Raw genomic sequence first — 11,464 nt, forward strand, 5'->3', positions numbered from 1 at the left:
TGGCTGCTGCGCCGTCGTGGCTGGTCGCGCAGTTCCCCGCGCCCCTGGGGGTGGGGGCTGCGCCCCACCCCCCTCACCCGTGCAGGCGCGCCCCACAATGCGGCCACGGACTCGACCCCCGCCTCACGTACAGCTTCTTCGCTCGGAACGTCTGTTCCGCCGCCGGTGCGTCCTGGGGGCGGCCGCTGCCGCCCAGGCCCTGCCAGGTGCGGGTGTCGAACTGGTAGAGGCCGCCGTACGTGCCCGACGGGTCCACCGCGTTCGGGCGGCCGCCGGACTCGCAGGTGGCGAGGCCGTTCCAGTTGAGGCCGTCCGCGCCGCCCACGGACGTCGGCAGCGGCTTGGTGCCGACCTTCACGATCTGCTTGCGCGGTTGACGCACGACCTCGTCGTCGGTCCTGCGCGGCTTCTGCTTCACGCCGTTGACCGTGCGCAGGGCGTACGTCACCCGGCGCAGGCCCGGCACGCCCGCCTGTTCGACGACCTCCGTGCCCTTGAACAGCGAGGCGTCCTCCGTGCGCTGCACCTCGAACGGGATCGGCTCCTCGCGGACCTCCTTCGTCCCGGTGATCCGCAGCACGGTGACCGTCTGCCCGTCACGCGGGAAGCTGTCCTGCGGGACGGACGTGGTGTCCTGGTCGTGCAGGGTGATCCCGGCCTCGTCGATGACCTCGCCGACGGTCGCCGCGTTGGTGCGGACCGTGCGGGCGCGGCCGTCGGCCATGACGGTGACCGAGCGCTCGGTGCGCACGTGGAGTTCGAGACCGGCGCGTCCGATGGGCTGGGAGCGCGAGATGGACAGGTACGCGCCCTCCGCGCGCACCCCCAGTTGCTTGAGCGCCCCGTCGACCGTGTGCGCCGTCGTCCACACCTCGCGGCGCTGGCCGTCGAGCGTGAGCCGGACCGGGCGCCCGTAGTGCACCGCCACCTCGTCGCCGCTGGTCAGTTCCGTGCCGGGGGCGGGCGCGACCACGTCGTGCGCGCCGACGTCGACGCCCTCCTCGGCGAGCAGTTCGGTGACGTCGTCGGCGAAGGTGTGCAGGGTGCGCGGCGTGCCGTCGACGCTCAGCTCGATCGCCTTGTCCTCGGCGACGAAGGCGGTGGTGCCGCCCGCGAGGAACGCGACGACCAGCGCCTGCGGCAGCAGCCGGCGCATCGCACTGTCCGGGCGCTCGGTGTACCGCCCCTTGCGCCGGCGTTCGGCCCGCCCCACCTGCCGCGGCAGCGTCGGTTCGAGCGACTCGGTCGGCGCGGGTGCCTCGTACGCGGGCCGGTACGTGTCCTCGTATCTGTCCCTGTGCCTGTCCTCGTACGTGTCCGGCGCCGCGTACACGCCATAGGCCAGCGTCTCCGCGGTGTGCAGGTCACCGGCGACACCGGCACCCGGCTCGGCGCCGTACGCCTCGTACGTCTGGTACTTCGAGTTGCTCACGCCGACACGCTCCAGTGGCCGGAGGGGTCCGGAAAGGGCCCCCAGAACCTAGCGGAGCATTCGTCACTCTCCAAAGCGACGCGACTACTCAAAGTGGTGTTCGAGAGGATCGGGGAGCGGATCGGCAGTCCTCAACGGGCCTCGGTCGGGCCTCAATAACCGAACGCGCGCGCCGTGTTCGCCGCCAGCGCCGTCGCCAGCGCGTCCTCGTCGATGTCGCGCACGGCGGCCAACGCGCGCACGGTGACCGGGATGAGGTAGGGGGCGTTGGGCTTTCCGCGGTGGGGCACCGGGGTCAGGAAGGGTGCGTCCGTCTCCACCAGGAGCAGCTCCAGGGGGGCCACGGCCGCGGCGTCCCGCAGGTTCTGCGCGTTCTTGTAGGTGACGTTGCCGGCGAAGGACATGAAGTAGCCGGCGCCCGCGCAGATCTCCGCCATCTCGGCGTCACCGGAGTAGCAGTGGAAGACGGTCCGCTCGGGGGCGCCCTCCTCCTTGAGGATGCGCAGCACGTCCGCGTGGGCGTCCCGGTCGTGGATGACGAGGGCCTTGCCGTGCCGCTTGGCGATCTCGATGTGGGCGCGGAACGAGCGCTCCTGCGCCTCCTTGCCGCCGGGCCCGGTGCGGAAGTAGTCGAGGCCGGTCTCGCCGACGCCCTTGACCTGCGGGAGCCCGGCCAGGCGGTCGATCTCGGCGAGCGCCTCGTCGAGCGCCCCCTCGCCCCCTGGTACGCGGGCGCGCTGTCTCGACCAGCCGTCGGGGTCGCCGTGGACGATGCGCGGGGCCTCGTTGGGGTGCAGGGCGACGGTCGCGTGGACGTTCTCGTGCGCGGCGGCCGTCTTGGCGGCCCACCGCGAGCCCTTGATGTCGCAGCCGACCTGCACGAGCGTCGTCACTCCGACCGACGCGGCCTTCGCGAGGCCCTCCTCGACCGTGCCGGACTGCATGTCCAGGTGGGTGTGGGAGTCGGCGACGGGCACCCGGAGGGGTTCCGGGAGCGGCGGGGCGGCGTTCTTGCCGGAGGGGCCGGAGGAATTCGAAGGCATGCCCCGATCCTACGAAAGGGGCATGCCTTCACGCGCTCCGATTTCGCTCAGCTCGCCTTGCGCTGGAAGGGGTGCAGGAGATCCGACAGGTGCCAGTGGTGCCGCTCGCCGTCGGCCTGCGCGGGCACCTCGGCGATCTCGGTCCCGGGCGCCGTCACGGCCACCGGCGCCGCCTGATGACGGTAGGCCGCCTGGTGCACCGAGGAGACCTGCCCGGGCCGCATGATCCGTACGACATGGCCGTCGCACTGCACGCACGAGGGCCTGCTCAGCGGGGAGGGCACGACCCGGCCGCCGGCCACGTACGTGACGTACTGGTGGCCCTCGGTGTCCTTGTGGTGCTCTATCTCGTACGACTGCTCCCAGCCGTGCCCACAGCGCATGCAGGCGAAGGAATACGACTCGTGGACCACCGCGGTCGCCGCACCGCGGCCGCCGTTCTGTCCGGAGATCTCGCTCATGCCAGCTCCTCTTGTCCGCTGGGCACAGGGACGGTTCGTCCCCACAACCCAGTGGACGCCTCCACCGGCGCGAAAGCATCAGGCCTGTCGAGTGTTGGAGCCGATTTGGACTTTCCTTGCCATACCGGCCTCGCGGACCGGTGGGACTTTGCCATCGCCCCTGCTGGCTTTGCCTGCCCGTGGGGCGCGCGCTCAGACGATATGCGCCCTGCTCAGAGCGGGTATGAGCCGAATCACGCAGGCCTCGTCAGGAGCTTGCGGAAGCCGCGTTCTTCGCAGCCACAACCGCGTCGAAAACCTCCCGTTTGGGCAGCCCGGCCTCCGCCGCGACCGCCACGATGGCCTCCTTGCGCCGCTCCCCCGCCTCCTCGCGCACCCGCACCCGCCGTACCAGTTCGGCCGCGTCGAGCTCCTCGGGCCCCTTCTGGGGCGCGCCCTCCACGACGACGGTGATCTCGCCCCGCACACCCTCGGCGGCCCAGGCGGCCAGCTCCGCCAGCCCGCCCCGCTTGACCTCCTCGTACGTCTTGGTCAGCTCCCGGCAGACGGCCGCCCGCCGGTCGGCGCCGAACACCTCGGCCATCGCGGCGAGGGTGTCGTCGAGCCGGTGCGGGGCCTCGAAGTAGACGAGGGTGCGCCGCTCGTCGACGACCTCCCGCAGCCGGGTCAGCCGCTCGCCCGCCTTCCGCGGCAGGAACCCCTCGAAGCAGAACCGGTCCACGGGCAGCCCGGACAGCGCGAGCGCGGTCAGCACGGCCGAGGGTCCCGGTACGGCGGTGACGCGGATGTCCCGCTCGACGGCGGCGGCGACCAGCCGGTAGCCGGGGTCGGACACCGACGGCATTCCGGCGTCCGTGACGAGCAACACCCGCGCCCCGCCCACCAGTTCCTCGACCAGTTCGGGCGTGCGGGCCGACTCGTTGCCCTCGAAGTACGACACGATCCGGCCCTTGGGCGTGACGCCGAGTGCCTGGGTCAGCCGCCGCAGCCGCCGGGTGTCCTCGGCGGCGACGACGTCGGCACCGGCCAGTTCGGCGGCGAGCCGGGGCGGCGCGTCCGCGGTGTCGCCGATGGGGGTGCCTGCGAGAACGAGGATTCCAGTCACGCCGTCCATCCTCCCAGCCGCGTTCCGATGCGGACGCATCCGGCCATGCACGGGACTCACACAGCGCGGTTCCCTACGATGGCGCGGTGACCAGTACCGCGTCCTCCACGGACACCCGGCCGGGCAGGCCCCCGCAGGACCAGCAGCCCTCGTGGCAGCAGCGGCTGCGCCGTTTCGGCTACCGGCCGGGGGCCTCAGACACCGACGTGCGCGAGCGGCTCGTACCGCCGTACGTGCAGCCCAGCCCGCGGCTGTGGCAGGTGCTCGGCGTACCGCCGACGCTCGCCGAGCGCATCGCCCGCTGGTCCGGCTGGGGCGGCCCGCTGCTGGTCACGCTGATGGCGGGCGTGCTGCGCTTCTGGAACCTGGGCAGCCCGAAGGCGGTGATATTCGACGAGACGTACTACGCCAAGGACGCCTGGGCGCTCGTCCACCGCGGCTTCGAGGTCAACTGGGACAAGAACGCCAACGATCTGATCCTGTCGACGAACGGGCACGTCACGGTCCCGGCGGACGCGGCGTACGTCGTGCACCCGCCGGTCGGCAAGTACGTCATCGGCCTGGGCGAGCTGATCTTCGGCTTCGACCCGTTCGGCTGGCGCTTCATGACAGCGCTGCTCGGCACCCTCTCGATCCTCATCCTCTGCCGCATCGGCCGCCGCCTCTTCCGCTCCACGTTCCTCGGCTGCCTGGCGGGCGCGCTGATGGCGGTGGACGGTCTGGCGTTCGTGATGAGCCGCACGTCGCTGCTGGACGGCGTGCTGATGTTCTTCGTCCTGGCCGCGTTCGGCTGCCTGCTGATCGACAGGGACAGGGCGAGGGAGAAACTGGCGGCGGCGCTCCCGCTCGACGCCGACGGCAGGGCCCGTCCGGACGCGCACATCGCGGAGACGACCCGCCTCGGCCTGCGCCCCTGGCGCTGGATGGCCGGCCTCACCCTCGGCCTGGCCCTGGGCACCAAGTGGAACGCCCTCTACATCCTCGCCGCGTTCTGCGTGATGGCCCTCCTCTGGGACGCCGGCTCCCGCAAGGTCGCGGGCGCCCGCCACCCGTACGCGGCGGTCCTGCGCCGCGACACGGGCCTCACCTTCCTGGCCACGGTCCCGGTGGCGATCGCGGTGTACCTCCTCTCGTGGATCGGCTGGATCCTCTCCCCCACGAACGGCTCCGGCGGCTACTTCCGCAACTGGGCCGCCACCGACGGCAAGGGCGGCAACTGGACCTTCCTGCCCGACTGGCTGCGCAGCCTGTGGCACTACGAGCACGAGGTCTACGAGTTCCACGTGGGCCTGTCCTCGCCCCACACGTACATGTCCAACCCGTGGAGCTGGCTGGTCGACGGCCGCCCGGTCTCGTACTTCTACGAGTCCCCCTCCCCCGGCAAGGACGGCTGCCCCGCGGACGCCGGCGAGAAGTGCGCCCGCGAGGTCCTCGCCTTGGGCACGCCCCTCCTGTGGTGGGCGGCCTGCTTCGCCCTCGCCTACGTCCTGTGGCGCTGGTTCTTCCGCCGCGACTGGCGAGCCGGCGCCATCGCCTGCGGCGTCGCGGCGGGCTACCTCCCCTGGTTCATGTACCAGGAGCGCACGATCTTCTTCTTCTACGCCATCGTCTTCGTCCCGTTCCTCTGCCTGGCCGTGGCCATGCTCCTCGGCGCGATCATCGGCCCACCGGGGTCGAGTGATACGCGCCGGGTGGCGGGGGCCACGGGGGCGGGGGTGCTGGTGCTGCTGATCGCGTGGAACTTCATCTACTTCTGGCCGCTGTACACGGGCACGGCGATCCCGATCGACGACTGGCGGTCGCGGATGTGGCTGGATACGTGGGTCTAGGCGGGCAAGACTTCAGCGGAACTCGTGGACCACCTGGATCGCGCCGACGATGTGGGCGTTGAAGTCGTCGAGCTCCTCGGCCGGAACCCAGAGCTCGAGAATCGTGCGTCCGCCGGCCTGCTGGACGGGGTACCGGTTCAGGTACTCCGAGTCGACCTCGAATCGGGTGACGAAGCCGGCACCGTCGTGCTTCACGTTCCAGTCCCGCGCGATCCTGATCGCGTAGTCCTCGTTGAGGACCGGGTAGAAGATCGGCTGCTCGGGCAGCCGAGGCGGCCACGCGCGCCAGTTCAGCTCGCGGACCAGGTCCAGCTCCTTGGGGCCGGTGGGGCGCCACAGGGTGGTCGTCGCTCGCTGGCTGGTCATGTGCATCGCTCTCTGAAACCGGGAGCCGCCGGTACGGCAGGTCGGGAGACCGGACGCTACCGGCGAGGTGGCGTCGGCAGCCATCGAGTTCCCCCACCCCTCTTCGACAACAAACGAAAACTTGGGCCACAGCCACCCCCCATCTCGCATACAGTGCGAGCATGGACAGCCCTTTCTGAACGTGTTCAGAAGATCCTGGGGACGGGGGGAAGGGCTCACGGGGAGGGGAACGTTTCATGGGCCGGGGGGTCAAGACCGCTGTCATAGGCGGGGTGTTCGCCGTGATGGTGGGTGGGGCCGGGTACGGGGCGTACAACATCGTCAGTGCGGTGAGCGGGGACGAGGGGTCCGGGGCCGCGGCCGTGAAGACCGGGCCGCCCAGTGCCGGGGAGGTCAAGGACGCGTCGGCCAAGTTCTTCGCGGCGTGGGAGAAGGGCGACGGGGCGAAGGCGGCCACGTACACGAACAACGACGTCGGGGCCGAGCCGTTGTTGACCGCTTATGGCACGGACGCCCACATCACCCACGTGAAGATCACGCCGGGCGCCGCGACCGGCGCCACCGTGCCGTTCTCCGTCAAGGCCACGGTGTCGTACGAGGGGAAGTCCAAGCCGCTCGCGTACAAGAGCCGACTGACCGTCGTGCGAGGCAAGACCACCGGGCGCGCGCTCGTCGACTGGCAGCCGTCCGTCGTGCATCCGCAGTTGAAGAAGGGCGACACGCTGGTCACCGGCGAGGCCGCCAACCCGCCCATCGAGGCCGTGGACCGGGACGGGACCGTCCTGACCGCCGAGAAGTACCCGTCCCTCGGGCCCATCCTCGACGAGCTGCGCGCCAAGTACGGCGACAGCGCGGGCGGTACGCCCGGGGTCGAGCTGTCGATCCACCACGCCGTCGAGGGTTCCGCCGACACCTCGCTGCTCACCCTCTCCAAGGGCGAGCCCGGCGAATTGCGGACCACGCTGAGGGCCAGCGCGCAGGCGGCGGCCGAGACCGCGGTGAAGAAGTACGCGGAGTCCTCCGTGGTGGCCGTCCAGCCGAGCACCGGCGAGGTCCTCGCCGTCGCCAACCACCGCAAGGACGGCTTCAACGCCGCGTTCCTGGGCCAGTTGGCGCCCGGCTCCACGATGAAGATCGTCACCGCGGCCACGCTCATCGACAACGGCATCACCAGCATGAACGGCCCGGCGCCGTGCACGGACGACGCGGTGTGGCAGAGCCAGACCTTCCACAACCTCAAGGGCATGGCCCCGGACCTGAACGCGACGCTCTCCGACAGCTTCGCCCGCTCCTGCAACACGGCGTTCGTGAAGTACGCGGACGAGGTGAAGGTGGACTCGCTCACCAAGGAGGCCGAGGACCGCTTCGGGCTCGGCCGGGACAACTGGAAGACCGGCATCCCGTCCTTCGACGGCTCGGTCCCCGCCTCCGGCGGCCCGGACACCGCGGCGAACATGATCGGCCAGGGCCAGGTCCAGCTGAGCCCGCTGAACATGGCCTCGGTGACGGCGACCGCGATGACGGGCGCCTTCCGGCAGCCGATCATCGTCTCCCCGAAGCTCGACGACCGCCAACTGGCCACCGCCAAGGGCCTGTCCGCGAACACGGTCGCGCAACTGCGCTCGATGATGAACCGCACCGCGACCAGCGGCACCGCGGCCGGCGTGATGGCGGGCCTGGGTCCGAACTTCGGCGCGAAGACCGGTTCCGCCGAGGTCGACGGCCAGTCCAAGTCGAACAGTTGGTTCACCGGCTACCGGGGCGACGTGGCGGCCGCGGCGATGACCCAGGACGGCGGCCACGGCGTGGACGCGGCCGGCCCGATTGTCGCAGCTGTGCTACGGAGTGGTGGCTGAAGTCACCCGTACAGGACGGGACTCTAGGGTGGCTACCGTCGTTGAGTTGGGTGTGGGAGGGCTGGGTCCGCCGGGACCCTGAGGGGACCCTGGGGAATCAGCGGAGGATTCGGGAACTGTGGGTAAAAGAGGGCGCGTCGCCGAGCGACGGAAGACCAAGCCCGCCGTGATCGGCGGGATGATCGCCGTGGTCGTCGGCGGCGCCGGTTTCGGCGTCTACGCGCTGTACGGGAGCGGGGCGGCGGCCGACGACCGGACCACCAACGCGTCCTCGTCCGCCGACCACAAGGACGTCAGGACCGGTCCGCTGTCGGCGACCGAGGTCACCACCGCGGCCACCCGGTTCCTCACGTCCTGGCAGCAGGGCAAGGTGCCGCAGGCCGCCGCCGTCACCAACGACACGACAGCCGCCACCGCCCTGCTCACCGGGTACACCAAGGACGCCCACATCGAGGGCGTCACCCTCACCCCGGGCATCCGCACCGGCGACAAGGTCCCCTTCTCCGTGAAGGGCACGGTGTCGTACAAGGGCACCAGCAAGCCACTGGCGTACGAGAGTTCGCTGACGGTGGTGCGGAACAAGGAGGACGGCAAGCCGCTGGTCGACTGGTCCTCCGCCGTCGTCCACCCGGATCTCAAGGACGGCGACACCCTGGTCACCGGCGAGTCCGGGACCCCGCCGATCAAGGCCTACGACCGTGACGGCGGCGAGCTGACGACCGCCAAGTACCCGTCGCTCGGCCCGGTGTTGGACGGGCTGCGGGAGAAGTTCGGCAAGATCGCCGGCGGCAAGGCGGGCGTCGAGCTGGACGTGGTGCGCGGCAAGGCGTCCGAGAAGGCCAAGCTGTCCGACAAGACGCTGCTGACGCTCGCCAAGGGCACGCCGGGGTCGGTGAAGACGACGCTCAGCCCGACCCTCCAGGCCGCCGCCGAGCAGCAAGTGGCCAAGCAGGCCCGGGCGTCGGCGGTCGTGATGCGTCCCTCGACCGGCGAGATCCTGGCCGTCGCCAACACCTCGCACGGCTTCAACGTCGCCTTCCAGGGCTCCCTCGCCCCCGGCTCCACGATGAAGATCGTGACCTCGACGATGCTGTTCGAGAAGAACCTCACCACCCCGAACGCCTCGCACCCCTGCCCCAAGACGTACAAGCTCGCCGGCTGGACCTTCCACAACGACGCCGACTCCGAGATCAAGCGGGGCACGTTCAAGATGAGCTTCGGGGCGTCCTGCAACAACGCCTTCATCAACTTCGCGCCGAAGCTGTCCAACAGCGACCTGACGAAGGAGGCCCAGCAGGTCTACGGACTCGGCATGAACAACTGGGCCATCGGTGTCCCGACCTTCGACGGCGCGGTGCCGGTGCAGAGCGGCGCGCAGATGGGCGCCTCCCTGATCGGCCAGGGCGGGGTGCGGATGAACCCGCTGAACATGGCGTCGGTCGCGTCGACCGTGGCCACCGGCTCCTTCCACCAGCCCTACCTGGTCTCCCCGAGCGTGGACAACCGCACGCTGGCGAAGGCCTCGCGGACGATGTCGTCGACGACGCAGGCCGAGCTGAAGGACGTCATGCAGTACACGGCCGCGTACGGCACGGCGGCCAAGGCGATGGCGGGCCTCGGCCCCGACTACGGTGCCAAGACGGGCTCCGCGGAGGTCGACGGCCAGGAGAAGCCGAACGGCTGGTTCACCGCGTACCGCGGCGATCTCGCCGCGGCCGGCGTGGTCCAGGCGGGCGGCCACGGCGGCGACACGGCGGGACCGATCGTCGCGGCACTGCTGCGGATGGGCGGCTGATTCAGCGTCGTACGGGTTCCGCGGTGACCATGTAGGTCCGCCGCAGGAACCTCAGCAGGGCCTTCGACTCGAACTGCACCACCGAGACGCCCTTCGCCGAGTGGAACTCGACCACCGCCTGCACCCGCCCGCACGGCCAGACGCGGACCTCACCGCTGCCCGCCGGGGCACGCAGACCCTGTTCGAGCAGTGCGCGCGAGCAGGTCCATTCGTGGGGTCCGGGCAGTCCGAAGCGCACCGATCGCGGGTCGGCCTCGGGGTCGTAGCGCAGGACGACGGGCACAGTCCCGTCATCCGGGATCTCGGCGTCCGTGACGATGTGGGCTCGCGCGTACTGTTCGACTACAGACATCGGGCGACCCCTAACGCTGCGTAACCTATGTGAAAGCTGTGCGTCCGCTTCTCCTCCAATGTCGCACATTTTCCTGTTCTCGCTCCTTGACGTCGGACAGATCACATGCACGATTCAGGAGCTTCTAGCTCTTGCAAAGGGTTCGCAATAAGCCTCTATTATCGAACGGTGCATGTGCCTGACGGATTCATCAACGCCCCCACCTCCGCCGTGACCGGAGTCGTCGCCGCGGGTGCCATCGCCGTGAGCCTGCGCGGCGCGCGCCGCGAGCTCGACGAACGCACCGCGCCACTGGCCGGTCTGGTGGCCGCGTTCATCTTTGCCGTACAGATGCTCAACTTCCCCGTAGCGGCCGGAACAAGCGGCCATCTGCTCGGCGGAGCGCTGGCGGCGATACTCGTCGGCCCCTACACAGGGGTCCTGTGCGTCTCCGTCGTCCTGCTCATGCAGGGCATTCTCTTCGCGGACGGCGGCCTGACCGCGCTCGGCGTGAACATCACCGACATGGCGATCGTCACAACGGTCGTCGCGTACGCGATCTTCCGCGGCCTGGTGAAGGTGCTGCCGCGCAAGCGGCGCTCGATCACCGTCGCCTCCTTCGTCGCCGCGCTCCTGTCGGTCCCGGCCGCCGCGGTCGCCTTCACGCTCCTCTACGCCGTCGGCGGCACCACGGACGTCGCCATCGGCAAGGTCGCGACCGCGATGATCGGCGTGCACGTCCTGATCGGGATCGGCGAGGCGGCCATCACGGCACTGACCGTGGGCGCGGTGATCGCCGTACGCCCCGACCTCGTGTACGGGGCGCGCGGCCTGGAGCAGAGGCTCAAGCTGCGCGTGGACGGCGCGCTCGTCGACGTGCCGACGCCCGAGCCGGCGCCCGTCGCGGCGCGCACCTCCCGGCGCGCGCTGTGGATCACCGGTCTGGTCACCTCCCTCGTCCTCGCCGGGTTCGTGAGCTTCTACGCCTCCTCGAACCCCGACGGCCTGGAGAAGGTCGCCGCCGACAAGGGCATCGACAAGAAGGCCGAGGAGCACGCCTCGGCCGACTCCCCCCTCGCCGACTACGGCGTCAAGGATGTCGAGAACGCCCGCCTGTCCGGGGGGCTGGCGGGCGTTCTCGGCGTAGGTGTGACCATCGTCGCGGGCAGCGCGGTGTTCTGGGCGGTGCGCCGTCGGCGCACGCCCGACGCGACTCCCACCAGCACCGCAAGCACGAGCGCCTGAC

Annotated in this window: 10 protein-coding genes; 4 read left to right on the top strand and 6 right to left on the bottom strand. The window is 70.5% G+C overall.

Going from position 1 to position 11,464, the window contains the following annotated elements; all coding sequences use genetic code 11:
* Positions 1–73 precede the first annotated feature (73 nt).
* The 4 genes from ACIQI8_RS32695 to rsmI form a co-directional block, all read right to left on the bottom strand.
* Positions 74–1,432: a ubiquitin-like domain-containing protein gene (locus ACIQI8_RS32695; protein WP_402358393.1), complete on the bottom strand. Its 1,359-nt coding sequence runs from the start codon at positions 1,430–1,432 to the stop codon at positions 74–76.
* Between the two features lie 152 nt (positions 1,433–1,584).
* A complete protein-coding gene (locus ACIQI8_RS32700) occupies positions 1,585–2,475 on the bottom strand; it encodes a TatD family hydrolase (protein ID WP_402358396.1) in 891 nt (296 codons plus the stop codon).
* A 47-nt stretch (positions 2,476–2,522) separates the two neighbouring features.
* Entirely contained in the window at positions 2,523–2,936 is a 414-nt protein-coding gene (locus tag ACIQI8_RS32705; protein ID WP_402358399.1) for a hypothetical protein, read from the bottom strand.
* A 247-nt stretch (positions 2,937–3,183) separates the two neighbouring features.
* Entirely contained in the window at positions 3,184–4,041 is an 858-nt protein-coding gene (gene rsmI, locus ACIQI8_RS32710) for a 16S rRNA (cytidine(1402)-2'-O)-methyltransferase (protein ID WP_402358402.1), read from the bottom strand.
* Between the two features lie 86 nt (positions 4,042–4,127).
* On the opposite strand from rsmI, the gene ACIQI8_RS32715 reads away from it, so the two are divergent.
* Positions 4,128–5,870, top strand: a complete 1,743-nt coding sequence (locus tag ACIQI8_RS32715; protein WP_402358405.1) for a dolichyl-phosphate-mannose--protein mannosyltransferase — start codon at positions 4,128–4,130, stop codon at positions 5,868–5,870.
* Positions 5,871–5,882: 12 nt separating this feature from the next.
* On the opposite strand, the gene ACIQI8_RS32720 is transcribed toward ACIQI8_RS32715, so the two are convergent.
* Positions 5,883–6,242, bottom strand: coding sequence for a hypothetical protein (locus tag ACIQI8_RS32720; RefSeq protein WP_402358408.1), 360 nt, complete (start codon positions 6,240–6,242; stop codon positions 5,883–5,885).
* A 230-nt stretch (positions 6,243–6,472) separates the two neighbouring features.
* Between ACIQI8_RS32720 and ACIQI8_RS32725 the strand changes: the two genes are divergently transcribed.
* A complete protein-coding gene (locus ACIQI8_RS32725) occupies positions 6,473–8,092 on the top strand; it encodes a penicillin-binding transpeptidase domain-containing protein (protein ID WP_402358411.1) in 1,620 nt (539 codons plus the stop codon).
* Positions 8,093–8,210: 118 nt separating this feature from the next.
* A complete protein-coding gene (locus tag ACIQI8_RS32730; protein WP_402358414.1) occupies positions 8,211–9,887 on the top strand; it encodes a penicillin-binding transpeptidase domain-containing protein in 1,677 nt (558 codons plus the stop codon).
* A gap of 1 nt (position 9,888) precedes the next feature.
* Here the strand turns inward: ACIQI8_RS32730 and ACIQI8_RS32735 are convergent, their stop codons facing one another.
* A complete protein-coding gene (locus tag ACIQI8_RS32735; protein WP_402358417.1) occupies positions 9,889–10,239 on the bottom strand; it encodes an SsgA family sporulation/cell division regulator in 351 nt (116 codons plus the stop codon).
* 168 nt (positions 10,240–10,407) lie between these two features.
* Between ACIQI8_RS32735 and ACIQI8_RS32740 the strand changes: the two genes are divergently transcribed.
* Positions 10,408–11,463 carry an energy-coupling factor ABC transporter permease gene (locus ACIQI8_RS32740; protein WP_402358420.1) on the top strand — a complete coding sequence of 352 codons (1,056 nt, stop codon included), beginning with the start codon at positions 10,408–10,410 and terminating at the stop codon, positions 11,461–11,463.
* Position 11,464: the final 1 nt, after the last annotated feature.

Origin of the sequence: Streptomyces sp. NPDC092369, assembly GCF_044755245.1 — a bacterium.
GTDB lineage: Bacteria > Actinomycetota > Actinomycetes > Streptomycetales > Streptomycetaceae > Streptomyces.

Excerpts from the sequence above, each read along its gene's own strand:
- ACIQI8_RS32720 (WP_402358408.1), bottom strand. The coding sequence starts at position 6,242 with ATGCACATGACCAGCCAGCGAGCGACGACCACCCTGTGGCGCCCCACC.
- ACIQI8_RS32700 (WP_402358396.1), bottom strand. The coding sequence starts at position 2,475 with ATGCCTTCGAATTCCTCCGGCCCCTCCGGCAAGAACGCCGCCCCGCCG.
- ACIQI8_RS32735 (WP_402358417.1), bottom strand. The coding sequence starts at position 10,239 with ATGTCTGTAGTCGAACAGTACGCGCGAGCCCACATCGTCACGGACGCC.
- ACIQI8_RS32725 (WP_402358411.1), top strand. The coding sequence starts at position 6,473 with ATGGGCCGGGGGGTCAAGACCGCTGTCATAGGCGGGGTGTTCGCCGTG.
- ACIQI8_RS32705 (WP_402358399.1), bottom strand. The coding sequence starts at position 2,936 with ATGAGCGAGATCTCCGGACAGAACGGCGGCCGCGGTGCGGCGACCGCG.